The sequence below is a fragment of the Bordetella sp. BOR01 genome (genome assembly GCF_019218885.1).
Taxonomy (GTDB): Bacteria; Pseudomonadota; Gammaproteobacteria; order Burkholderiales; family Burkholderiaceae_B; genus Bordetella_A.
On sequence record NZ_JAHUWT010000004.1, the window covers coordinates 213,751 to 237,331 of the forward strand.

Sequence of the window (23,581 nt, forward strand, 5' to 3'; positions counted from 1 at the left end):
TCTCCTTCAGGCAGACAAGCTGACGATCAGGCTGCCGTGTTCATCGATGCGCGCGCGGGCGCCGCTGGGTATGACGGTGGTCGATTCATTCTCTTCGACGATGGCCGGGCCGCTGAACGCCACGCCGGGTTCGATCTGGTCGCGGCGATGGATGGCGAACTCGGTCCAGGCATGCAAGGCGGGGCAGAATGCCCGGCGGCTGCCGCGCTTGCCGTCGCCGCGGGCGGCCGGGTTGGTTCCCGCCACATCGGCCACATGCCGCGAAGCACTCGCGCTCAGCCTGAAGCTCATGATCTCGAGCGGCTGCCCGGCAAACACGCGGCCGTACAACTTGCCATAGGCGCGTTCGAAAGCGGTCTGTATGGCAGCCACGGCAGACATGCCGCCGCCATCGGCATCGATAAGGGTGTTGATGTCGTAGCCCTGGCCCAGGTAGCGCATGTCGACACTGCATTCATAAGACACCTGGTCGCGGTCGATGGTGGCAGGCAGGCGCCGCGCGCATTCGTCTTTCATTTCCTGGTAGACGTCATCCAGTACCTGGGGCGTCAGGGTGTCGAGCAGCATGCGCCGCGACCGCACGGCGTCATAGGTGACGGGCGCCACGATCATGCCGAAGGCAGCCGCCACGCCGGCGCGAGGCGGGATCAGCACGGTGCGCACGCCCAGCCTCGCGGCCAGGTCGCAGGCATGCACCGGCCCCGCTCCGCCAAAGGCCACCAGAGCGCACGAGCGCGGGTTCTCGCCTTTTTCGCTCATGTAGGCCTTGGCCGCCGAGGCCATGTTCTCGTTGACGATGGCGTAGATGCCATAGGCCGCCTCATCGGCGGTGATACCCAGCGGTGCGGCCAGCGTCATCTCGATGGCAGTGCCCGACGCCGCGGCATCGAGCTTCATCCGGCCGCCCAGGAAGTGCTCGGCGTCCAGGTAGCCCAGCATCAGGTCGGCATCGGATACGGTCGGGTCCGTGCCGCCCTGGCCGTAACAGGCGGGGCCGGGCACGGCCGATGAGCTTTGCGGCCCGACCTGGATCGTGCCCACGGGCGTGCGATGCGCGATGCTGCCGCCGCCCGCGCCGATCTCGATCAGGTCCACCACCGATATCCGCACGGGAATGCCGCTGCCCGGCTTGAAGCGATGCATATGGGCCACTTCGAAATCATTGGTGCGGATGGCACGGCCGTCTTCGACCAGCGCAAGCTTGGCGGTGGTGCCGCCCATGTCGAATGCCAGCACTTTGTCCAGGTTCGCCAGGCGCGCAAAATGCGCCGCGCCCAGCGTGCCCGCGGCGGGCCCCGATTCAATGATCTGTACGGGAAACTCGCGCGCGAATCCCACCGAATTGATTCCGCCGCTGGACTGCATCAGCAGCAGTTCTCCGCCGAAGCCGGCGCCCTCCAGCCTCTGCTGCAGGCGCGTCAGGTAGCGCGAGGCCACCGGCTTGGCATAGGCGTTCAGCGTGGTGGTGCTGGCGCGTTCATATTCCTTCATCTCGGGCAGCACTTCGCTGGAAAGGCTGACGGGGCAGTCCGGGGCGATCTCGCGGATGATGTCGCGGATGCGTTGTTCGTGCGCGGGATTGATATAGGCGTTGATCAGGCATACGGCGATCGACTCGCAACCCTGTTCAAGCAGATTGCGCACGGCGGTGCGGACACTGGCCTCGTCCAGCGCGGTCAGCACTTTGCCGCTGGCGTGCATGCGTTCGTCGACTTCCAGGCGCAGGTGGCGCGGCACCAGCGGGGCGGGAAACTCGATCTGCAGGTCGTAGGCGTCAAAACGTTTTTCCCGCCCGATTTCGAGCACGTCGCGAAAGCCGCGCGTGGTGATCAGGCCGGTGACCGCGCCCTTGCGCTCGATCACGGCATTGATCACCAGGGTGGTGCCGTGCACCATCACGTCGATGGCGCGGGCGGTGCGGTTCTGGCGGGAGGTCAGTTCGGCCACGCCTTCGTCCACGGCGCGCGACGGGTCGTCGGGCGTGGTCAGCGTTTTGTACACCTCGAACCGTCCGCTGGTTTCGTCGATTTCCACGAAATCGGTAAAGGTGCCGCCGATGTCACTACCTATCGTAATCACTGCCGTTCTCCTCGGGTGCGATAGGAAGCCATCTTAGGCACGAGGAAGAGGGCGCGGAATTCTCAAATGGATAAAATCGGCTTTAACTATTTGTTTAATCCCAGCGGCATAAAGTAAAGAATAAAGGGGGGTCGCATGGACAAGCTACGCGCCTTGCAATATTTCGTGGCAGCGGCACAAGAACGCAGTTTTTCCGGCGCCGCGCGGCAACTGGACATCAGCGTGCCGGCAGTGGCGCGCATGATAGGCACGCTCGAGCACAGCCTGGGAGTCAGCCTGTTCGAGCGTACGGTGCATGGCCTGTCGCTCACGGCCGACGGCAGCCGCTACCTTGAGTCGTGCCAGCCGGTGCTGGAGCAACTGGCCGCCGCAGACGAGGCGCTGCGCGGCGCGGCGGTGCGCCCTCGCGGCACGCTGGTAGTGGGCACCTCGCCCATCATCTCCCAGCACTGCATTCTGCCGGCGCTACCGCTGTTCCATGCGCGCTATCCCGACATCCAGATCGACGTGCGCAATGTCGACCGCCCGGCGTCGCAGGATGCCGGCGCGGCCGAGATCATGGTGCTGTACGGCTGGCCGCAACAACCCGGCATGGTGCACCGGCACTTGATCAATACACGCTCGCTTATCTGCGCTTCGCCGGGGTACTGGGCGGCACATGGCGTTCCCAAGACGATGGTCGAGCTGAAACAGCATAATTGCCTGTTGTTTCGCGACCAGGAGGGCACGGTCATCGATTTCTGGGATCACGAGCGCGATGGCCAGCGCGTGGCAGTTGCCGTCAGTGGGTGGCTGGTCAGCAGCCACCGCGATGTCATTCTGGATGCCGCCATGGCGGGCGTGGGCGTGGCGCGTTTTACCGATGTTTCTATCCGTGAGCCGCTACGCACGGGCAAGCTGGTGCCGGTGCTGGTCGACTGGGAATCCAAGCATGCGCCTCCGATCAGCGCAATGTATCGTTCCAGCCAGCGGCGCCTGCCACGGGTGCGTCTGTTCATCGATTTCCTGATCGAGATATTCGCCCGCATGGAACACGAGCGTACGCCCGAAATGACCGTCAGGCTGGAAGCCGAGCGCCCGCCGTGGTATCGCAGGCGGCACGACCGGGCGTCGGCCACGCCGCCCGAGAAAGCGAAATAAAAGCGGGGCCGCGCCGTATGCGCGGCCGCCGCTTTATCGATGGCTTATGCCGCTGCGGTTGCGGCAGCGTCCAACGGCTTGCGCCGGATCATCAGCGCGATCACTGCCGCCAGCAGACCGGTGGCGCCGGCCAGTACGAACGCCATCAAGTAGCTGCCTTGCGTTTCCCGCACATAGCCGGCCATCCAGGCCGCGGTGGCCGCGCCCACCTGGTGGCCGGCCACGATCCAGCCGAACACAATGGGTGCGTCGCGATCGCCGAAGGCCTCGGTCGTCAGGCGCAGCGTGGGCGGCACGGTGGCGATCCAGTCCAGGCCGAAGAAGATGGCGAAGATGGACAGGCTGTAGAACGAGAAATCGGAATAGGGCAGGTACATCAGCGCCAGGCCGCGCAAGCCGTAGTACATGAACAGCAGCTTGCGCGGGTCATAGCGGTCGGTCAGCCAGCCCGATGCGGTGGTGCCTACCAGGTCGAATACACCCATCACGGCCAGCAGGCCGGCGGCACGCACTTCGGGAATGCCATGGTCGCCGCACAGCGCGATCAGGTGCGTGCCCACCAGGCCATTGGTGGTGAAACCGCACACGAAAAAAGTGGCGAACAGGAACCAGAACGTGCGCGTGCGGATAGCCCGGTTCAGCGTGCCGAACGTGGCCGCCAGCAAGCCGGTGCGCGGTGCCGGCGCCGCCGGCGGCGTGCCGGGCGGCGTACCGTAGGGCGCCAGACCCACACTGGCGGGTCGGTCGGGCACTAGCCACCAGGCCAGCGGCACCAGCGCCGCGGCACCTGCGGCCACCGCCCACACCGCGCGGCGCCAGTCGCCCGACGAGGCCAGCGCGGCCAGCCCGGGCAAGAAGAGCAGGGTGCCGGTGGCGGTGCTGGCGGTCAGCAGGCCCATCATCAAGCCGCGGCGCGTGCTGAACCAGCGATTGACGACCGTGGCGCCCAGCACCACGGCCACCGCGCCGGAGCCGATGCCCGAGAACACGCCCCAGCTCAGCAGCAGGTGCCACGATTCGGTCATGAACGTGCTGGCGGCCGTGGACACGGCCATCAGCGCCAGCGCGCTGATCAGCACGCGGCGCAGGCCGAAGCGTTCCATGGCGGCCGCGGCGAAGGGGCCCACCAGGCCATACAGGAAAATGCCGATCGCCACCGAGAAGGAAATCGTGGCCCGGCTCCAGCCGAACGATTCTTCCAATGGAACCAGCAGGACACTGGGCGTGGAGCGCAATCCGGCGGAAACCAGCAACGCCAGGAAAATCACGGCGACCACCACGAAGGCATACGCCTGGCCGTAGTGCCGGAACGGGCGGGGAAGCTGGGATATACTCATGTTACTGACCGGTACGTAATGGAACTCGTATGCTACGTACCGGTCAGTAACATCGTCAAGTGAAATTTTTTGATCCGATGTCAGGAGCACGCCATGGCCCGCAAGACCCCATCCGTTGCCGCACCATCGCCGCCGGCCGCCTCGCCCAAGCTGGCGGCCGACCGCATCCGCGAGACCGCGCGCCGCATGTTCTACCAGGATGGCATCCGGGCCGTGGGGGTCGACGCACTGGTGGCCCAGGCCGGCGTCACCAAGCCCAGCCTGTATCGCAGCTTCTCATCCAAGGATGAATTGGCCGCGTCGTATCTGCGCGACTACGAAGCCGAGTTCTGGAGCAAGTTCGAGGCGGGCGGGCAGCAGCATCCCGACGATCCGCGCGCCGCGTTGATGGTGTACTTCGACGGCCTGGCGCAGCGCGCCGCGAGCAGTGGCGGCTATCGCGGCTGCGGGCTGACCAACGCGGCGGTGGAATACCCCGAGCCCGATCATCCGGCCCGCCGGGTCGCCGTGGCGCACAAGGCGCAATTGCGCAAGCGCATGGCGGAACTGGCGCGCGCCATGGGGGCTGACGATGCCGACATGCTGGCCGACGGCCTGTTGTTGTTGCTGGAAGGGGCCTTCGTGTCCAGCCAGTTGTTCGGCCGCGGCGGTCCGGCGCGTCATTTGCCCGAGGCCGCCGGCCGGCTGATCGATGCGAGCGTGCGCCGGCGTTCCGGTAATAAAAAAGGTGTCTGACTCCCGCAGGGAAGCCAGACACCTCGTCGGCCAGTCGAGCCGCAGCGCGATCAGCTGTGGTAGGCCGATTCGCCATGGCTGGTGACATCCAGCCCTTCGCGTTCCTGGTCTTCCGGCACGCGCAATCCGCACAGTGCGTTGGCGATCTTGTAGGCAACCCATGCCACCACGCCCGACCACACGATGGTCAGCAGCACGCCTTCCAATTGCACCCAGACCTGCCCCAGGATCTCGCCCGTGCTGGCCAGGCCCGGCCCGCCCAGGGCCTGGGCGTTGAACACGCCGGTCAGCAGGGCGCCGATGATGCCGCCCACGCCATGCACGCCGAACACGTCCAGCGCATCATCGGCGCGCAGCAGCCGCTTCAAGCCGTTCACGCCCCACACGCACACGGCGCCCGCCACGATGCCGATGACCAGCGCGCCGCCAGGGCCCACCAGGCCCGCGGCCGGAGTGATGCCGACCAGGCCGGCAATCGCGCCGGACGCCGCGCCCAGCATCGAGGGCTTGCCCTTGAGCGCCCATTCGGTGAACAGCCAGGCCAGTACCGCGCCGGCGGTGGCGATCATGGTGTTGAAGAAGGCCAGGGTCGCGCCTTCATTGGCGGCCAGCGCCGAGCCCGCATTGAAGCCGAACCAGCCCACCCACAGCAGCGCCGCGCCGATGAAGGTCATGGGCAGGTTGTGCGGCTGCATCGCTTCGCGGCCATACCCCACGCGCTTGCCCACCACATAGGCGCCTACCAGGCCGGCCACGCCAGCATTGATGTGCACCACCGTGCCGCCGGCGAAATCCAGCGCGCCGCGGGCATTGAGCAGGCCCGGCGCCGTTTCCGATGCGAACCACACCATGTGTGCGATGGGAACGTAGGCGAAGGTGAACCAGATCACCGTGAACACCAGCACTGCCGAGAAGCGCGCGCGCTCGGCAAAGCTGCCCACGATCAGCGCGCAAGTGATGCCCGCGAACGTGGCCTGGAACGACGCGAACAGCATTTCGGTCAGCGAGCCCGACATGGAGTACGTGCCATCGGCGGGCGTGAACATGCCCGAGAAGAAAGTGCGCGACAGGCCGCCGAAGAAGGCGTTGCCCTCGGTGAATGCCAGCGAGTAGCCGTACACGAACCACAGCACCAGTCCCAGCACGAAAGTGCACAGCACCTGCATCAGCACCGACAGTACATTCTTGCTGCGCACCAGGCCGCCGTAGAACAAGGCCAGGCCCGGCACGGCCATCATCAAGACCAGCAGGGTGGAAACAAGCAACCAGGAGATATCCGCTTTATCCATTTTTCAGGCTCCAATGCATCTTTCTTTATCGTTGTCGTTACAGTGCGGCTTCGCCGGACTCGCCTGTCCGGATACGGATGACTTGCTCCAGCGGCGCGGTAAAGATCTTGCCGTCGCCGATCTTGCCGGTGCGCGCGGCCTGTTCGATGACGTCGATCACCTGGTCGACCAGGTGATCGGGCACGGCGGCTTCGACGCGCAACTTGGGCAGGAAATCGACGGCGTATTCCGCGCCCCGATACAGTTCGGTGTGGCCCTTTTGGCGGCCGAACCCTTTGACTTCGGTCACGGTCAGTCCCTGGACGCCGATCCCGGACAGAGCCACCCGCACCTCGTCGAGCTTGAACGGCTTGATGATGGCGATGATGAGTTTCATGGCAATTCCTCTCGTGGTTGCACTCAGGCATGCCCAATCAAGCAATATCCATGCCATGTTTTTTCCGGCTCCACGGCGGGCAGTTGCTCGGCGCAGGCCCCGGCATCGTGCCCGAATGCCCCATTGCGGTGCAAAGTAGCGTGCGTGCGATCCCCGTCCTGGTGCGTGGCACCGTGGCAGGGAGGTGTGCAACAGAATATTTTGCCCGCACCCTTGTTGTATCGAATTGCAGCAAATCGGGCTGCTGCCCTGATCATTTGCATACATGGTGAGCGACCCGTCCCATGATGCGCGAATGGCTCGTGCATGCGGCATGCAAAGGCTGAAAAGCAATTCAGCCGGCTGCACATGCGTCAAAATTCGGTGCACTTTCGATATAAATGTATCGGGTCGCCTGAAACGCGGCATTACATGCGCCCGCTTGTGACAGACCTTCAGGTCAGGAAGAATCAAGCCATACCGCATTTGCGTGCGGCCAGCACCTCCGGGTGCGATTGCTTCTGGGAGTCGCCAGATGGCGATTCGGTTTTCTCCTGTGCTTTGAGGCGGTGCCGCGTGCGGCCCGCCCATTTTTTTTGCCATCGGGCCGCCGTCAGGCAATCGTCGTTCGGGTCTACACTGTGGGCACCGAAGATGAATGCGAGGATGTCATGAACCGCACACAATGGATCGAAGATTTCCAGAAGAACCTGTCCGACCTGATCGCGCGCAGCCCGGCTGCCGATCTGGAACGCAATGCGAAGGCCATGATGGGCCAGGCCTTCACGAAGATGGATTTGATCACGCGCGAGGAATTCGACGTGCAGGCCGAACTGCTGGCCCGGGCGCGCGAACGGGTTGACCAACTTGACGCCCAGGTGCGCCAACTGGAAACGCGAGTCGCCACGCTGGAAGGCAAGCAGTAGGGCGGTTCCGGCCCGCAAGGCGCGACATTCCGGTCGCATCGGCGCCGCCCAGGCGGCCCCTCCTTGCGCATACTGGCGGCTGATCCATCCTTGGGGCCGCCATGACTCTTGCCATACTTGCCAGCCGCGCCCTGTCGGGCGCGGACGCGCCGGCCGTGCGTGTGGAAACACACCTGGGGCCGGGGCTGCCGGCCTTCACCGTGGTAGGCCTGCCGGATACCGAAGTACGCGAAAGCCGTGAGCGGGTGCGGGCGGCCATTCTCAACAGCGGTTTTGATTTTCCCAACGGCCGCATTACCGTCAATCTGTCGCCCGCCGACCTGCCCAAGGCATCGGCGCGCTTTGACCTGCCTATTGCGCTGGGCGTGCTGCTGGCCTCGGGCCAGGTCGCCGTGCCCGGCCCGGGCGGTGCGCAGGCGCCTGCCGGCCTGCAAGACCTGGTGCTGGCCGGTGAACTGTCGCTGACGGGGGCCCTGGTGCCCATGGGCGCGCCCCTGGCTTTGGCGCTGGCGGTGGCGCGCGAGCAGCCGGGCGCGGCGCTGGTGCTGCCGGTCGGCAGCGCTTCGGTGGCTGCCTGGGTGCCCGGGCTGCGAGTATTGGCTGCGGCGACGCTGGCCCAGGTAGCCGCCCATCTGGCGGGCGCCGCCTCGCTGGCCCAGGCCGAGCCCGGTGCCTGGCCAGCCGCGGCCATGCCGCCTTGCCTGTCGGACGTCCGGGGTCAGCCCATGGCGCGCCGCGCGCTCGAGGTGGCGGCCGCCGGTGCGCACAGCCTGTTGATGGTGGGGCCGCCGGGCGCCGGAAAAAGCATGCTGGCCCAGCGCCTGCCCGGACTGCTACCGCCCTTGTCGCGTGCCCAGGCGCTCGAGGCGGCTTCCCTGGCGGGGCTGGCCAGCCCGGGCGGCGCGGCCGCGGTCTTGCAGGGGCAGCCACCGTTCCGGGCGCCGCACCATGGGGCATCGGCGGCCGCCCTGGTCGGCGGCGGCACCCGTCCCCGGCCTGGCGAGGTCAGCCTGGCGCACCATGGCGTGCTGTTTCTTGACGAGCTGCCCGAGTTCGATCGCAGGGCCCTGGAATCGCTGCGCGAGCCGCTGGAAACGGGCCGGGTGGCCATCGCGCGGGCTCGGCATACCGTGCAGTATCCGGCGCGTTTCCAACTGGTGGCCGCCATGAATCCCTGCCCATGCGGCTGGCGTGGCCACCCGGCGCGGCCCTGTACCTGTACGCCCGACCAGGTGGCTCGCTACGTCGGCAAGTTGTCGGGACCGCTGCTCGACCGGCTGGATTTGGCGATCGAATTGCCGGCCGCCGCCCCGGACTGGCTTGACAGCCCGCCCGGCGAGTCGTCCGAGGCGGTGCGCGCCCGGGTGGCCCGCTGCCGCGAGCGCCAAGAGGGCCGTCAGGGCGGGCCGAATGCGGGATTACAGGGGGCCGACCTGGACGCCTGCTGCGCCCTGGATGCCGACGCGCGCGGCCTGCTGCAGCAAGCCATGCAGCGGCTGCACGGCTCGGCCCGGGCGTCCCTGCGGGCCTTGCGGGTGGCCCGCACGGTGGCGGACCTGGACGGCCAGGAGCGCGTCCAGGTCCGCCATGTGGCCGAGGCCCTGCAATACCGCTGCACCCTGCGCTAAGGTCCCGTCTTTTCCGCAGATTCGACAAAAAACCCAAAACCACCATATAATCAAGGGCTTTTCCTGGTTCGCCAGGGAAAAACCAGAAGTGGATCCAGGTACGGCAAGCCTTGCCCCGAGCAAGCACCTGTGGTTCATGTATTTAACAAAACTAGGAATCATCATGCCCAAGATGAAAACCAAGAAAAGCGCGTCGAAGCGCTTTCAGGTTCGCGGCAGCGGGTCGATCAAGCGTGGCCAGGCTTTCAAGCGCCACATCCTGACCAAGAAGACCACCAAGAACAAGCGCCAGCTGCGCGGTTCGACGGCGGTTCATGAAACCAACGTGGCCTCCGTCAAGGCCATGATGCCTTTCGCTTGATAGGAGATCCACTATGCCTCGCGTCAAACGCGGCGTTACCGCCCGTGCTCGTCATAAGAAAGTCATCTCTGCTGCCAAGGGTTACCGTGGCCGCCGCGGCAATGTATTCCGCATCGCCAAGCAGGCGGTCATGCGCGCCGGGCAATATGCCTACCGCGACCGCCGCAACAAGAAGCGCACCTTCCGCGCCCTGTGGATCACCCGTATCAACGCCGCCGTGCGTGAACAGGGCATGAGCTACAGCGTGTTCATCGCCGGCCTGAAAAAGGCCTCGATCGAGCTCGACCGCAAGGTGCTGGCCGATCTGGCCGTGCGCGACAAGGCCGGCTTTGCCGCCATCGTGCAGCAAGCCAAGGCAGCATTGGCCGCCTGATCGTGCGCTGATCGCATCGCGCATCGCTGCAAACGGGGCTTGTTGGCCCCGTTTGCGTTTTGCCGCCGGGCGTAGCGTTGGGGGCATTGTTTTTAGGCTGTGATTCCATGACTCTATTGGCTGATGACCTGGTTTCCCAGGCCCAAGAACGCTTCGCCGCGGCGCCCGATGCCGTTGCCCTGGAAAACGCCAAGGCGCGTTTCCTGGGCAAAGAGGGCGCACTGACCATGCTGCTCAAAGAGTTGGGCAAGCTCGACCCCGAACAGAAGCGCGAATCGGGCGCGCGCATCAACCAGGCCAAGCAGCGGATCGAAGCCCTGCTGAACGAGCGCCGCGCCCAATTGGCACAGGCCGAACTCGACACGCGCCTGGCTGCCGAAACCATTGATGTCACCTTGCCCGGCCGTGGCAGGGCCTTGGGCGGCATCCATCCCATTGCCCGCAGTTGGGAACGCGTCGAAGAGATCTTCCGCTCGATTGGTTTCGATGTGGCCGACGGCCCCGAGATCGAGAACGACTGGACCAACTTCACGGCACTGAACAATCCGCTGGACCACCCGGCGCGCTCCATGCAGGATACGTTCTACGTCGACCTGCAAGACGGCGACGGCCTGCCGTTGCTGCTGCGCACGCATACCAGCCCCATGCAGGTGCGCTATGCGCGCATGCACCAGCCGCCCATCAAGGTCATTGCACCGGGGCGCACCTATCGCGTCGACAGCGACGCCACCCATTCGCCCATGTTCCACCAAGTGGAAGGGCTATGGATCGCCGAAGACATCTCGTTTGCCGACCTGAAAGGGGTCTACACCGATTTCCTGCGTCGCTTCTTCGAAAGCGACGATCTCGTCGTGCGCTTCCGTCCGTCATTCTTCCCGTTCACCGAGCCATCGGCCGAAATCGACATGATGTTCACCTCGGGCCCGAACCGCGGCCGCTGGCTGGAAATCTCGGGCTCGGGCCAGGTGCATCCGCAAGTCGTGCGCAATTTCGGCCTCGACCCCGAGCGCTACATCGGCTTCGCATTCGGCTCCGGCCTCGAGCGCCTGACCATGCTGCGCTACGGGGTCAACGACCTGCGCCAGTTCTACGAAGGCGACCTGCGCTTCTTGCGCCAGTTCAACGAATAACCGACGGCTGATCATGCAATTTCCCGAATCCTGGCTGCGCGCCCTGGTCAATCCCGCGATCGCAACCGACGAACTGGCACACCGGCTTACCATGGCCGGCCTGGAAGTCGAAGAAACCGCACCGGCCGCGCCGCCATTTACCGGCGTGGTGGTGGCGCGTATCACGGCCATTGCCCCGCATCCCGATGCCGACAAGCTGCGCGTCTGCCAGGTCGACGACGGATCGGGCCAGGCCTTGCAGATCGTGTGCGGCGCGCCCAATGCGGCGCAAGGCCTGACGGTGCCGTTGGCACGCGTGGGCGCGGAACTGCCCGGCGGCATCCAGATAGGCCAGGCCAAGATGCGCGGCGTGCAGTCGGCCGGCATGCTGTGTTCGGCGCGCGAATTGGGCTTGTCGCAAGATCATGCAGGCCTGCTCGAGCTTCCGGCCAGCCTGGCGCCCGGCCAGCCGCTGCGCGAGGCGCTCGACCTGGACGACACGCTGTTCACCCTGAAGCTGACCCCCAATCGCGCCGATTGCCTGTCCATCCTGGGCGTGGCGCGCGAAGTCGCCGCCCTGACCGGCGCGCCGCTGTCGGTGCCCACCGCCGTGGCGGTGCCCGTCACGCTGGCCGACCGCATCCCCGTCACCATCCAGGCGCCCGACCTGTGCGGCCGCTTCGCCGGCCGTGTCATCCGCGGCGTGAATGCGCGTGCCGCCACGCCAGCCTGGATGAAGACGCGCCTGGAACGCGCCGGGCAACGGTCTGTTTCGGCACTGGTCGATATTTCCAACTACGTCATGCTCGAGCTGGGCCGCCCCTCGCATGTGTTCGATCTCGACAAGATCCACGGCAGCATCGACGTGCGCTGGGCGCGCGAAGGCGAGACCCTGGAACTGCTCAATGGCCAGACGGTCGAGCTCAACAGCAAGGTTGGCGTCGTGGTAGCGGGCCAGCAGGTCGAGAGCCTGGCCGGCATCATGGGCGGCCAAGCGACCGCTGTCACGCTGGATACCGCCAACATCTATGTCGAGGCCGCCTTCTGGTGGCCCGAGTCGATTGCGGGCCGCGCACGTCGCTACAAGTTCAGTTCCGAGGCCAGCCATCGCTTCGAGCGCGGCGTCGATTACGCCAGCATTCCCGAGCACCTGGAATTCATCGCGCGCCTGATCATCGACATCTGCGGCGGCCAGGCCGGCCCGATCGACGACCAGGTCGCCAACCTGCCGAACCGCGAGCCGGTGCGCATGCGACTGTCGCGCTGCCACCGCGTGCTGGGCGTGCCCGTGCCGCAGGCCGAGGTCGCACAGATATTCACCCGCCTGGGCCTGCCGTTTCGGGTCGAGGGCGACGATTTCATCGTCGAGCCGCCGTCCTACCGCTTCGACCTGTTGTTGGAAGAGGACCTGATCGAAGAGGTCGCCCGCATCTACGGCTTCGAGCGCCTGCCCGACGTGCCGCCGATGGCGCGCGCCCAGATGTTCTCTCAGCCCGAGCAACGGCGCGGCCCGCACGCGCTGCGCCGCCTGGCTGCCGCGCAAGACTATCAAGAAGTCGTCAACTACAGCTTCGTCGAGGCCGACTGGGAACGCGATTACGCCGGCAACGACGATCCTGTGCGGCTGCTCAATCCCATTGCCAGCCATTTGTCGGTAATGCGTTCCGGCCTGATCGCGGGCCTGGTGGCCAACATTCGCTACAACGCCAACCGCAAGCAATCGCGGGTGCGCGTGTTCGAGCTGGGACGCGTGTTCCTGCGCGATGCCGCGCATCAAGACGGCCCGCTCGACGTGGCGGGCGTGCGCCAGCCGCTGCGCCTGGCCGGCGCGGCCTGGGGCCCGGCAGTCGAAGAGCAGTGGGGCGTGCCGACGCGGCATGTGGACTTCTACGACGTGAAAATGGACGTGCAGGCACTGTTCGGCGCGCGTGCGGCCCAGTTGCGTTTCGAGGTTGCCGGCCATCCCGCGCTGCATCCCGGCCGCAGCGCCCGCATCGACCTGGATGGGCAGGCGGTGGGCTGGATCGGCGAACTGCATCCGCGCTGGGCGCAGCAGGCCGACCTGCCGCACCCGCCGGTGGTATTCGAACTCGAGGTCGAGGCACTGTCGCAAGGGCGCCTGCCGCAAGTGCGCGAGCTGTCGCGCCAGCCGGTGGTGGTGCGCGACCTGGCGCTGTGGGTGGGCCTGTCGGTCAGCGCCCAGTCCATGCTGGACACGGTGGCTGCTGCCATCGCAGCCGACCCGCAACTGGCCGTGGTGCAAGATGCCCGCCTGTTCGACGTATGGCGCGACAAGCCGCAAGAGGGCCGCCCGGCCACTGAAAAAAGCCTTGCGTTCCGTTTCTGGCTACAGGACACTGAGGTCACGCTGGACGAAGCCCGCGTCACCGATTGCCTGGCCCGCATCAACCAGGCGCTGGCCGATGCCCACGGCGCGCGCCAGCGTACTTGAACCATGGGGACTACTATGCTTGCCGAGCCGCGTACCCTGACCAAGGCCGAACTCGCCGAATTGCTGTTCGAGCGTGTTGGCCTGAACAAGCGCGAAGCCAAAGATATTGTCGATACATTCTTCGAAGAAATCCGCGATGCCCTGGCGCGCGGCGATTCGGTAAAGCTGTCGGGCTTCGGCAATTTCCAGGTGCGCAACAAGCCGCCGCGTCCCGGGCGCAACCCCAAGACGGGCGAGACCATCCCCATCGCGGCACGGCGCGTCGTCACCTTCCATGCCAGCCAGAAATTGAAGAGCGTGGTCGAGCAAGCCGAACCCGCATCGGGTGCAGACGACGGCGGGGAGTGATACGCTTTGTCGGCAATTGTTATCGGCTCATGACGCACCACGGCATAAAATCTTCCCATGACTCGTCCCGAACCCACCGTTGCGCTTCCTCCCATTCCCGCCAAACGTTACTTCACGATAGGCGAAGTCAGTGACCTCTGCGGCGTCAAGCCGCACGTGCTGCGCTACTGGGAGCAGGAATTCACCCAGCTCAAGCCGGTGAAGCGCCGCGGCAACCGCCGCTATTACCAGCACCACGAAGTCTTGCTGATCCGCCGCATCCGTTCGCTGCTGTATGAGCAGGGCTTCACCATCAGCGGCGCACGCAACCGGCTGGGCGATGCGCGTGATACGCCGCACGACCAGGACGCCGCCGTGCGCCTGACCGGTGCCGAGATCCAGGCCTTGCGCGCCGAATTGGGCAACGTGTCGGCCATGCTGTCCGAGGCCTTGGGCACGCAGCCCACCGGCAACGACGCGCGCTGAATCCGGCTTTTTCGGTACGCAAAAACCTGCCCCGTACGGTGCAGGTTTTTTTCAGTTCTGATATACTCTTCTTCTTTCGGGGCGTAGCGCAGCCTGGTAGCGCACTTGCATGGGGTGCAAGGGGTCGCGAGTTCGAATCCCGCCGTCCCGACCAGCAGTTCCAAGGCCGTTAGTGATAGTAATCACTAACGGCCTTTCTCTTTGTGGCGTTGTGGTTTTGTGGCTGGGGCGCATTACTATTACTGGGCAAGTGAATTCAGCGAGGCTTGCCCACGCGACGTGAAGCGAGCCGGGGAGCACCAGCATTAATGGTCAACCAGTTGGTTGTTGGCGCCTCTTTGCGTGCTGCCCAGTCGTCGCCGATTTTCAGGACGAGAACGTCCTTGGTCTCGTGAGCGCCGACATCACCCATATCGCGGAAGGCCTCTTGCCAAATTTCATGGGCGACCAGAAAAGTTTTCGCGAACACCCCAATTCCTTTTGAGTCGATCCACAACGGAGCCGCATTGCCGTCAATGCGGTTTTGGATGTTCTTCACCAAGCGCTGAGCCAGAGCGAGATTGTCTTTCGATGCAGAAATCAGGATGAGATAATTGCCTTGCTCGGGGGTGTTGCTCTGCTGGGCGGGAGTGGGGCCGCTTTCAAACGGGTTTTCAGGCATGGTCAGTCTCGGTGGGTAGTTGCTGTTGCAAGGCTTCAATCATATTCCTCCGCGTGAAGAAAACCGCGCAAGCACCCCGGGGACGCTATGATCACGTCCTTGCGACCCACACAGAAAGGACGGTTATGGCCAACAAACTGGCACTGCTTGCGCTGGGGGGCCTGCTGGCCTTGACGGGCTGCTCGTCGAACCTTATCTCTGAGTTCAAGGCCGACACTGACGGGCGGGAAAGCCGCAACAGCGATCTGGCGCCCAAGGCGCTTGCGACATGTGTCAGGCCGTACCTTGAGAAGACGTCTTCGGTGGGCGACAGCAAGCCGGAATTGCGCATGCAGGTATTTGGCGATCGGTGGGAGGCATGGCGGCTGTATGCCACCAACGGCACTCGCACCGTATACCTGACCGAGTTCGAGCCTCGGTCCGAGAACGGCAGCACCGGCACGCTCTTCTATTCGAAGAGCTTCAACAACATTGATGAACTGCGCGCGAATTTCCTGGCAGGCATGCAAGCCTGCAAAGGGTAAGAATCCTGCGATGCGGGCACGAAATACTTCGTGTCCGCCTCCGGCTCGCCGTGCTACAAGAGATTTGCCACTTATAGAACTTGTGGCACACCTTTTGGAGAGCCATATGGACATGTCAAAAGGTAGGCTGGTAGACGGACACAATGTCCATTGTGACGTCATCCAATTATCGACGGGGCTATTCAAGCTCGAAATCACGACCCGACCCAAGGACGCCGAAATGGCGGAACGAGTATGGCAGCTACCCCGAGCCCGGGTGTTCATCGTCCAGGATGAAGCTGAGCACGAGGCGAGGGCTGTCTTGCGTTCGGTCTGGGCGATTGACGAGGCAGGACAACCAACCTTCCTGCTTTCATAGCAAAAATGGCGCCAGCCTTCGTGCGATCCTGGCAGGTGCGCACGAAGGCTTCGCGCCATCGCGAGCCTGTACCCGCAGCTCGTCGGTTGCGTTGCCGGGCTGAACCCAGGAGAGCAGGATCATGGCAAACGAGCAGAGATACGCATTTGAGGTCGTCGAGGACGCGGGTCGTTACCGGTGGCGCATCACCACGATGGAATTTCCGGGCACGCGCGGCCAGGTCGACTTCTCGGATGAGGATTTCGCTACCGAGGATGACGCGCGGGAAGCAGGGCGCAGAGTTCTAGAGGGCCTCATCGAAGGCTGAAGTAACGTATTCATGGGCAGTGCGTGGCCATTTCCGTCAACTTCCTATCGCAGGCCGATCATCACGCGGACGGTTTGTTCGGCTCGGCTTGAGCCGTCTTGCTTGCCGCGTCGTCCTTCTGTTGCTGCGTTTGCTGCTCTTGCTGTTTGTCGGGCGCTTGCCCTGGCCCAGGGTGCGCCGTCGTTACTGGATTGCCTAATGGTTAATTGAAACAATCGCTGGGCAACCAGCTATACACTGAATAAATTGAAATGCTCCAGGAGATCGCCATGCCCAAGCCAAGTGACCGAGCCGCGAAAGATCGCTGGGATAACGAAGGCGGTTCGCAAATTGCCGAGCTGGCCAGATCATTTGCCATAGAGCGGCTAGAGGACTCCGAGCGACGCATTCTTGCGTTCCTGGGGGCTTCGGTCCTGAGCTTGTGGGACGAGCTTCCCGACGATGCGCGCCAAAAGGTCTTGAATCGGGATCTGGTTCAAAAAACCTTTGACGAGTCTGTCGTGAAGGCTCGCATAGCCAGCCTGTTCAAAACGTGATCGCGCCGCTTCGAGCCGGGCGCTACGTGGTGCGTCCCGTAGCGGGCGTGGCCAAGTACGCCTGCACGTTTTCTACAGAAGGACCGACTTGGTGCACCGCTTCTTGCAGTTGCTCGACGGTGATGCCGAGTTCCTGGCTCCAGTAATGGCGTTCCCATTCTTCGTCGATGTTCACGCGTGACCGATCGCGCGGGCCCCGGTCGTGCAAATTGTCGTTCATGGAAATCTCCTTGCAAGGTCAGTTGCCATGGATACCAGCAAGCACCATGCCCTGGGGCTGTTACATCAAGTAAGGGTAATTCCGTCCTACCTTGAAGCGCCAACTGCACTACAGTGGGTCGCGCCGTGAGTTTTCTGATCGGCGCAACCACCAAGGAGAACGATATGTCCAATAGCCCTATGAAGGCCTGGAGCGACTACAAACCGAGCAAAACCATCTGGCTATGGTCCTGCGTGGGCGCAGCAGTGTTGACGATGATTGTCGGCTTCAGCGCCGGCGGCTGGGTAACCGGAAGCACCGCTGTCAAGCAGGCCGAGGCTTCTACCGAAACGGCCGTGGCCCAACTGGCGGCAGGCATTTGCGTGCACCGCTTCATGGCCGCGCCCGATGCGCAGGCCGCATTGGCCGCACTGCAGGGCGCCGATTCGTGGAAGCGCGACTCGATGATCGAAAAAGGCGGCTGGGTGACGTTTGCCGATGCCAAGGCGCCAGTGGACGGCGCCGCCGGCCTGTGCGCCAGCAAGCTGATGGAGTCGGGCACGTCGGCCACCACGACGCCCGCCGTGCCGCGCACCAGCGGCGCTTCCTGATGAATACGGTGCCAGCACCCGCGGATGCCTGGCACCAGCCACACCTGCTGCAGGGGCGTGGAAGCTAGTAGGGGCCGCTGCCTGACGCAGGCGCGGCAGGTGCCTGGCCCTTGAAGTCCGCAGCCAGCTTTTCCGTGGCGCGGGCCAGCAGCGTGGCGTCCACGCCCACGGCCACGAAGGTGGCGCCCAGTTCCAGGTAGTGGCGCGCTTGCGCGGGGTCGGCATGCAAGATGCCGGCGGCCTTGCCTGCCTGCACGATGCGCACGATCGCATCGTCGATCATGGCGCAGACATCGGCGTGGCCCGGATTGCCCAAGTGCCCCATGCTGGCCGACAAGTCGGCAGGCCCGATGAATACACCATCTACGCCATCCACCGCCAGGATGTCATCCAGCGCCTGTACGCCCTGTGGCGTCTCGATCTGCACCAACAGGCACATTTCGTCGTTGGCGCGCTGCAGGTAGCCGGGAATGCGGTTCCAGCGCGACGAGCGCGCCAGGGCGCTGCCCAGGCCGCGTATGCCATGCGGCGGATAGCGCATGGCGCCCACGGCGGCGGCGGCCTCCTGGGCCGACTGGATCATGGGCACCAACAAGGTCTGCGCGCCGGCGTCGAGTATCTGCTTGATCTGGACGAAGTCGTTCCAGGGCGGGCGCACCACTGGCGCAACCGGGTAGGCCGCTACGGCTTGCAACTGCCCCAGCAGGGTTTGCAGTGTGTTGGGCGCGTGCTCGCCATCGAGCAGCAGCCAATCGAAGCCGGCGCCGGCGCAGATTTCCGCGGTATAGGCATTGGCCAGGCCGGCCCACAGGCCGATTTGCGGGTGCCCGACGCGCAGGGCGCGCTTGAATCGATTGGTCAGGATGTCCATGGGGGCTGGTGTCATACGAATCGGCAGTTGACGGAGCCGAGCGGGCCGTAATCGACGGCAAAGGTGTCGCCGGGATGCGCGAATACCGGGCGGGTGAACGAGCCCGACAGAATCACCTGCCCGGGTTCGAGCGTGACGCCGCGCGGCCCCAGCTTGTTGGCCAGCCACACGACGCCATGGGCGGGGTGGTTCAGCACGCCTGCGGCCAGGCCGGTTTCTTCTACCACCGCGTTGCGCGACATGATGGCGCCTACCCAGCGCAAGTCCATCTCGTGGATGCGCACCGGGCGTCCGCCCAGCACTACGCCCGCGTTGGCGGCGTTGTCGGCGATGGTGTCGAATACTTTGCGCGGCCGCTTGGTATCGGGATCGATCTGGTGCGAGCGGGCATCGATGATCTCGAGCGCCGGCACCACATAGTCGACCGCGTTGTAGACGTCGGTCAGGGTGACGCCCGGGCCGCGCAAAGGCTTGGCCAGGATGAAAGCCAATTCGACTTCCAGCCGCGGCACGATGAATCGCTGGGCCGGGATATCGCCTTCGCCAAAGAACATGTCATCGAGCAGGGTGCCGTAGTCGGGTTCGTCGATCTGCGATGCCTGCTGCATGGCGCGCGAGGTCAGCCCGATCTTGTGGCCCTTGATGCTGCGGCCTTCGGCGATTTTCAGTTCCAGCCATTGCCGCTGCACGGCGTAGGCATCGTCGATGGTGATTTCGGGGTGGTCCAGCGAAATCTGGCGGACCTGGGTGCGGCTGCGTTCGGCCTGGTGCAGGCGCGCCGCAAGGGCTTCGATGGTGGATGCGTCGAGCATGGGCGTGTTCCGGGTGAATGAATAAGGGGATCAGGCGGGTTCGGCCACCAGGGTATTGACCAGCCGGCCCACGCCCTCGATCTCGGTGACGACTTCGTCGCCGGGCAGGACGTTGACGATGCCATCGGGCGTGCCGGTCAGGATCAGGTCGCCAGGCGACAGCGTCATGAAGCTGCTGAAGTACGCGATCAGCGCGGGCACGTCGAAGACCATGTCGCGCGTGTTGCCGCGCTGGGTTTCCCGGCCGTTCACCGTGGTGCGCAGCATCAGGTTCATGGGGTCGGGAATGTCGTCGCGATCCACCAGCCAGGGGCCCAGGGGCGTGCATGTGTCGCGGCTTTTGACGCGCAGGTTGGGGCGGTACCAGTTTTCCAGGTAGTCGCGCAGCGCATAGTCGTTGGCCACCGTGTAGCCGGCCACGTGTTCGTAGGCATGCGCGCGAGGGATGTTGCGGCCGGACTTGCCGATTACCACGGCAAGTTCGCACTCGTAATGCATCATGGCCACATCGGCGGGCCGATGAGTCTGCGCGCGATGGCCGACGAAAGCATTGGCCGCCTTCAGGAAGCCCAGCGGTTCTTCGGGGGCCTTGAAGGCCAGTTCCTTGGCATGGTCGGCGTAGTTGATGGCCAGCGTGAAGGTGGTGCGCGGCTCGATGGGCGGCAACCATTCGACCTGGTCTTGCGCCACGGTGCGGCCGTCGGCCAGGCGCAGCCCGGTGCCGCCATGCTCGGTAGCCAGGTGGATATTGCCTTGGTAGCGGATGCGGGCGTGTTTCACTGGAGCTCCTGCGCGGCGACCAGGCGATTGGCCAGGCGGCCCAGCTTGCCGATGGTGATTTCATATTGCTGGCCCGCGCGCGCCTGCGGCTCGCCCGCGGGTATACCGGCCAGCAGCACGTCGCCCGCCTGCAGGGTCATGAAACGGGTGACATCGGCGATCAGGCGGGCGGCGGGCCTTACCCAGTTGCGGGTAGATGCATGTTGCACCACCCGGCCGTCGACGGACACCTGGATATCCAGGTCGTCGGGGTTGGCCACCTGGCTGCGCGGCACGACCGGCCCCATGGGGCAGAACCCGTCGCGGCATTTCTGCTTGATGGCAGGCCGGTAATAGCTGGCATGGGGCACGTACAGATCGGCCACGATGCGATAGCCCTGCACGTAGTCGAGCGCATGGTCGGCATCCACGCGGCTGGCAGTGCGGCCGAACACGATGCCCAGGCAGGCACCCACGACGACGGTGCCGGCGTCGGGGGGCAGGGCGATATCGTCGCCATCGGCGGCATAGGTGTTGGCTGGCTTGATGTACAGCACGGGCGCGCGCGGCGGCGCTTTGTACGGGGCCTGATTGACGGCGTCGCCCAAGGCGGCCAGCGCATCGGCGTCGTTGAGCAGCACGCCGGCCACGGTGCGCGGCTGCTCGCCCGTGGGGGGCTGGCAAAGCGCCGCATAAGAAAACGAACGGGTCATGGGGTCTCCTTGGGGCGATGCGTGCTGTCGCGTCGGCCGTGGTACCTGCAGGCTAGTCCCTGCATATTATTAACATGTTATCTATTATCCGGAAACTGCCGCGTGCTGGCAAGTGGCACCCCGGGCTTGACAAGCATCGTGCAAAGGGCGAAGAATAAAAAATGAGAATTCAGTCCATCAGACGGACATGCTGCCATTGACGAGAGATTTCCCATGCACCGCCACGCCATCACCTTGATTTTTTCCGACGGCGAGTCGCGCCGCTTCGATGCCGAGCCGGGCGCCGGGCTGGTGCCGGCCGCCGAGCAGGCCGGCTATCACTTGCTGGCCGATTGCGGCGAAGGCAACTGCGGCACCTGCATGGCCTCGCTGCTGTCCGGGTCGGTCAGCCTGGGCGAGTACGACCGATACACGCTGGTGGACGAAGACCGCGCCAGCGGCGCGATCCTGCCGTGCGTGAGTTCGCTGGATGGCCCCTGCGTGATCGAGTTTCCGTACGAGTTCTCCGAATGCATGGCGGCCCAGGCGGCGCCCGCGCGGGGCTGTATTGCCGGGGTGCAGCGCGTGGCGGCGCAGACATTGCGGCTGGACGTGACGCTGGAGCAGGCCCCCGATTTCCTGCCGGGGCAGTATGTGCACCTGGGGCCGCCGCAGGCCGATTGGACGCGCGCCTTTTCCATGGCCAATGCACCGGGCGCCGACTGCCTGAGTTTCTATGTGCGCGAACTGGATAACGGGCGCTTTTCAGGCTGGCTGGGCCAGGTGGACATCGGACAGGAGATCAGCGTGGGAGCGCCGCGCGGCGCGTTCTTCCTGCGTGACGAAGCACGTCCGCGCCTGTTCGTGGCCGGCGGCACGGGCCTGGCACCCATCATGTCGATGCTGCAGGTGCTGGCGGACTCGCCCGCGCCAGAGGCGCCCCTGCACATCGTGGTCGGCGCACGCAGCGGCGCCCACTTGTTTGCCCGCGACAAACTGGCCGAGCTGGCGGCGCGCATTCCCGGCGCCCAGGTGCACTGGGCCGCCGAGCACGACGCGCCGGCCGGCTGCCATGCCGGCCGCGTCACCGACCTGATCGAGGCCATGGCGCTTGCCGCCGATACGCGCGCCTACGTCTGCGGTCCGCCCGCCATGGTGGAAGCGGTGCGGCAATCGGTGGTCAAGGCCGGCGCGGCGGGGACCGACGTGCTGTGCGAAAGATTCAGTTGAACCAGATATGGCGCGTACCGCCAGGTGCGTGCTTCTTGTTGATTTCAATGGAGGCCTGAATGAGCGGCAAGACTTACGAACACTATGTGGACCTGAAAAAGGGCTTGGTCAGCCGGGACATGTTCTTCCAGGAAGGCGTGTATCGCGACGAATTGGAAAAACTGTTTCCCCGGGTGTGGCAGTTTGTCGGCCATGAAAGCCAGATTCCCAATCCTGGCGACTATTTCGCCTCGCGCATGGGCGAGGAATCGGTGATTCTGTGCCGTGACAAAAAGCAGCAGATCCACGTGTTCCTGAATTCGTGCCGCCACCGTGGCATGAAGGTCTGTCTGTACGACGAAGGCAATACGTCGCTGTTTACCTGCCCCTACCATGCCTGGAGCTACACGCTCGACGGCAAGCTGCAGGGCGTGCCCATGTACAAGACCATTTACGAAGGTTGCATGGAAAAGGCCGACTGGGGCCTGATCGAGCCGCCCAAACTGTGCAATTACAAGGGCACCATCTGGGCCAACTGGGATCCGGAAGCGCCTGATTTCCTGGCCTACCTGGGCGATGCCAAAGAGCACCTGGACCTGGCGCTGGATTGCCGCGATGGCCGCGAGGGGGGCTCGGAAGTTTTTGGCGGCATCACCAAGTGGATCATCCCGTGCAACTGGAAATTCCCGGCCGAGAATTTCATGGGCGACACATACCACAACGTCAGCCATAAATCGGTGGACCTGATCGGCATCGGGCCCAGCGCCAAGGCCGATGTCAAGGGCCGGCGCGACAACGAGCTGGAACACGCCAAGCACTTGTGGATCAACTTCCCGCAGGGCCACGGCGTGCATAGCGCCATCATGCCCGAGGGACAGGAATACGTGGAGTCATTCAAGGACAACCCCGAGGTCGAGGCTTACTTCCGCCAGTGCTTCGAAGAACGGCGCAAGCGCCTGGGCGACAAGTCGCGCCTGCGCCCGTTCGTGGGCACGATTTTTCCGAACACCTCGTTTCACGGCAACCAGCCGCGCTCGATCTTTGTATGGCACCCGCACGGGCCCGACAGCGTCGAGGTCTGGCGCTTCTTCCTGGTGGACAAGGATGCGCCGCCGGCGGTGAAGGATTTCCTGCGCCACTACTACATGCGCTATTCGGGCCCGGCCGGCATGACCGAACAGGACGACATGGAAAACTGGAATTACGCCACGGCCGCGAGCCGCGGCACCATCGCGCGGCGCTACCCGTACAACTACCAGCAATCGCTGGGCAAGTCGGCCGTCAACGATCCGGTGCCGGGCAATGTCTGCCTGCAAGTGGGCGAAGAGAACCCGCGTGCTTTGTACAACCGCTGGCGCGACTACATGGAGGGCAAGGATTGGGACGACTTGCTGGGCAAGAACGATCCCATGTACCAGCCCACGCAGGGTTGAGCCGCCGGCAGC

At 64.6% G+C, this 23,581-nt stretch carries 26 protein-coding genes and 1 tRNA gene; 17 read left to right on the plus strand and 10 right to left on the minus strand.

Features of this window, described 5'->3' with window-relative positions; translation table 11 throughout:
• Positions 1-6 precede the first annotated feature (6 nt).
• Entirely contained in the window at positions 7-2,079 is a 2,073-nt protein-coding gene (locus KW845_RS22700) for a hydantoinase/oxoprolinase family protein (RefSeq protein WP_218371636.1), read from the minus strand.
• Between the two features lie 135 nt (positions 2,080-2,214).
• Here KW845_RS22700 and KW845_RS22705 point away from each other — a divergent pair, with 135 nt between their 5' ends.
• The gene (locus KW845_RS22705; RefSeq protein ID WP_218371637.1) at positions 2,215-3,219 is read left to right on the plus strand and encodes a LysR family transcriptional regulator; all 1,005 of its coding nucleotides are present in this window, start codon (positions 2,215-2,217) and stop codon (positions 3,217-3,219) included.
• Positions 3,220-3,263: 44 nt separating this feature from the next.
• On the opposite strand, the gene KW845_RS22710 is transcribed toward KW845_RS22705, so the two are convergent.
• Positions 3,264-4,556: an MFS transporter gene (locus tag KW845_RS22710; protein WP_218371638.1), complete on the minus strand. Its 1,293-nt coding sequence runs from the start codon at positions 4,554-4,556 to the stop codon at positions 3,264-3,266.
• A gap of 93 nt (positions 4,557-4,649) precedes the next feature.
• On the opposite strand from KW845_RS22710, the gene KW845_RS22715 reads away from it, so the two are divergent.
• Positions 4,650-5,291 (plus strand): TetR/AcrR family transcriptional regulator, encoded by a 642-nt coding sequence (locus tag KW845_RS22715; RefSeq protein ID WP_218371639.1) that lies wholly within the window; start codon positions 4,650-4,652, stop codon positions 5,289-5,291.
• 50 nt (positions 5,292-5,341) lie between these two features.
• Here the strand turns inward: KW845_RS22715 and amt are convergent, their stop codons facing one another.
• Both amt and glnK read right to left on the minus strand, forming a co-directional pair.
• Positions 5,342-6,580 (minus strand): ammonium transporter, encoded by a 1,239-nt coding sequence (gene amt, locus KW845_RS22720; RefSeq protein ID WP_218371640.1) that lies wholly within the window; start codon positions 6,578-6,580, stop codon positions 5,342-5,344.
• Between the two features lie 37 nt (positions 6,581-6,617).
• Complete coding sequence (glnK, locus tag KW845_RS22725; RefSeq protein WP_012249555.1) at positions 6,618-6,956, minus strand: P-II family nitrogen regulator; 339 nt, start codon at positions 6,954-6,956, stop codon at positions 6,618-6,620.
• A gap of 650 nt (positions 6,957-7,606) precedes the next feature.
• Between glnK and KW845_RS22730 the strand changes: the two genes are divergently transcribed.
• The 9 genes from KW845_RS22730 (at position 7,607) to KW845_RS22770 (ending at position 14,751) form a co-directional block, all read left to right on the plus strand.
• On the plus strand, positions 7,607-7,861 hold the full coding sequence (locus KW845_RS22730) for an accessory factor UbiK family protein (protein ID WP_218371641.1): 255 nt from the start codon (positions 7,607-7,609) through the stop codon (positions 7,859-7,861).
• Positions 7,862-7,962: 101 nt separating this feature from the next.
• On the plus strand, positions 7,963-9,489 hold the full coding sequence (locus tag KW845_RS22735; RefSeq protein WP_218371642.1) for a YifB family Mg chelatase-like AAA ATPase: 1,527 nt from the start codon (positions 7,963-7,965) through the stop codon (positions 9,487-9,489).
• A gap of 163 nt (positions 9,490-9,652) precedes the next feature.
• Entirely contained in the window at positions 9,653-9,850 is a 198-nt protein-coding gene (gene rpmI / locus KW845_RS22740; RefSeq protein WP_218371643.1) for a 50S ribosomal protein L35, read from the plus strand.
• 13 nt (positions 9,851-9,863) lie between these two features.
• Positions 9,864-10,223 carry a 50S ribosomal protein L20 gene (gene rplT / locus KW845_RS22745; protein ID WP_218371644.1) on the plus strand — a complete coding sequence of 120 codons (360 nt, stop codon included), beginning with the start codon at positions 9,864-9,866 and terminating at the stop codon, positions 10,221-10,223.
• Between the two features lie 107 nt (positions 10,224-10,330).
• Positions 10,331-11,353: a phenylalanine--tRNA ligase subunit alpha gene (pheS, locus tag KW845_RS22750; RefSeq protein ID WP_218371645.1), complete on the plus strand. Its 1,023-nt coding sequence runs from the start codon at positions 10,331-10,333 to the stop codon at positions 11,351-11,353.
• Positions 11,354-11,366: 13 nt separating this feature from the next.
• On the plus strand, positions 11,367-13,784 hold the full coding sequence (gene pheT / locus KW845_RS22755) for a phenylalanine--tRNA ligase subunit beta (RefSeq protein ID WP_218371646.1): 2,418 nt from the start codon (positions 11,367-11,369) through the stop codon (positions 13,782-13,784).
• Between the two features lie 3 nt (positions 13,785-13,787).
• The gene (locus KW845_RS22760; RefSeq protein WP_218371647.1) at positions 13,788-14,132 is read left to right on the plus strand and encodes an integration host factor subunit alpha; all 345 of its coding nucleotides are present in this window, start codon (positions 13,788-13,790) and stop codon (positions 14,130-14,132) included.
• A 57-nt stretch (positions 14,133-14,189) separates the two neighbouring features.
• Complete coding sequence (locus tag KW845_RS22765) at positions 14,190-14,597, plus strand: MerR family transcriptional regulator (RefSeq protein WP_218371648.1); 408 nt, start codon at positions 14,190-14,192, stop codon at positions 14,595-14,597.
• Positions 14,598-14,674: 77 nt separating this feature from the next.
• Positions 14,675-14,751, plus strand: a tRNA-Pro gene (locus KW845_RS22770).
• Positions 14,752-14,853: 102 nt separating this feature from the next.
• Here the strand turns inward: KW845_RS22770 and KW845_RS22775 are convergent.
• Positions 14,854-15,258, minus strand: coding sequence for a hypothetical protein (locus tag KW845_RS22775; RefSeq protein WP_218371649.1), 405 nt, complete (start codon positions 15,256-15,258; stop codon positions 14,854-14,856).
• Between the two features lie 125 nt (positions 15,259-15,383).
• Here KW845_RS22775 and KW845_RS22780 point away from each other — a divergent pair, with 125 nt between their 5' ends.
• The 3 genes from KW845_RS22780 (at position 15,384) to KW845_RS22790 (ending at position 16,983) form a co-directional block, all read left to right on the plus strand.
• Positions 15,384-15,782, plus strand: coding sequence for a hypothetical protein (locus tag KW845_RS22780; RefSeq protein ID WP_218371650.1), 399 nt, complete (start codon positions 15,384-15,386; stop codon positions 15,780-15,782).
• A gap of 479 nt (positions 15,783-16,261) precedes the next feature.
• Positions 16,262-16,447, plus strand: coding sequence for a hypothetical protein (locus KW845_RS22785; RefSeq protein WP_218371651.1), 186 nt, complete (start codon positions 16,262-16,264; stop codon positions 16,445-16,447).
• A gap of 269 nt (positions 16,448-16,716) precedes the next feature.
• Positions 16,717-16,983 (plus strand): hypothetical protein, encoded by a 267-nt coding sequence (locus KW845_RS22790; RefSeq protein ID WP_218371652.1) that lies wholly within the window; start codon positions 16,717-16,719, stop codon positions 16,981-16,983.
• Positions 16,984-17,005: 22 nt separating this feature from the next.
• Here KW845_RS22790 and KW845_RS22795 read toward each other — a convergent pair whose 3' ends face one another.
• Positions 17,006-17,203, minus strand: coding sequence for a DUF3606 domain-containing protein (locus KW845_RS22795; protein WP_218371653.1), 198 nt, complete (start codon positions 17,201-17,203; stop codon positions 17,006-17,008).
• Between the two features lie 164 nt (positions 17,204-17,367).
• On the opposite strand from KW845_RS22795, the gene KW845_RS22800 reads away from it, so the two are divergent.
• Positions 17,368-17,793 carry a hypothetical protein gene (locus KW845_RS22800; RefSeq protein WP_218371654.1) on the plus strand — a complete coding sequence of 142 codons (426 nt, stop codon included), beginning with the start codon at positions 17,368-17,370 and terminating at the stop codon, positions 17,791-17,793.
• A gap of 64 nt (positions 17,794-17,857) precedes the next feature.
• On the opposite strand, the gene hpaI is transcribed toward KW845_RS22800, so the two are convergent.
• The 4 genes from hpaI to KW845_RS22820 are packed head-to-tail and all read right to left on the minus strand — an operon-like array spanning position 17,858 to position 20,948.
• Positions 17,858-18,664: a 4-hydroxy-2-oxoheptanedioate aldolase gene (hpaI, locus tag KW845_RS22805; RefSeq protein ID WP_218372139.1), complete on the minus strand. Its 807-nt coding sequence runs from the start codon at positions 18,662-18,664 to the stop codon at positions 17,858-17,860.
• 11 nt (positions 18,665-18,675) lie between these two features.
• Positions 18,676-19,476, minus strand: coding sequence for a 2-oxo-hept-4-ene-1,7-dioate hydratase (hpaH, locus tag KW845_RS22810; protein WP_218371655.1), 801 nt, complete (start codon positions 19,474-19,476; stop codon positions 18,676-18,678).
• Positions 19,477-19,506: 30 nt separating this feature from the next.
• Positions 19,507-20,256 (minus strand): fumarylacetoacetate hydrolase family protein, encoded by a 750-nt coding sequence (locus KW845_RS22815; RefSeq protein ID WP_218371656.1) that lies wholly within the window; start codon positions 20,254-20,256, stop codon positions 19,507-19,509.
• Positions 20,253-20,948 (minus strand): fumarylacetoacetate hydrolase family protein, encoded by a 696-nt coding sequence (locus KW845_RS22820; protein ID WP_218371657.1) that lies wholly within the window; start codon positions 20,946-20,948, stop codon positions 20,253-20,255. Before KW845_RS22820 ends, KW845_RS22815 begins: the two co-directional genes overlap by 4 nt.
• 213 nt (positions 20,949-21,161) lie before the next feature.
• Here KW845_RS22820 and KW845_RS22825 point away from each other — a divergent pair, with 213 nt between their 5' ends.
• A complete protein-coding gene (locus tag KW845_RS22825; protein WP_218371658.1) occupies positions 21,162-22,157 on the plus strand; it encodes a 2Fe-2S iron-sulfur cluster binding domain-containing protein in 996 nt (331 codons plus the stop codon).
• A gap of 59 nt (positions 22,158-22,216) precedes the next feature.
• Entirely contained in the window at positions 22,217-23,569 is a 1,353-nt protein-coding gene (locus KW845_RS22830; protein ID WP_218371659.1) for an aromatic ring-hydroxylating dioxygenase subunit alpha, read from the plus strand.
• Positions 23,570-23,581: the final 12 nt, after the last annotated feature.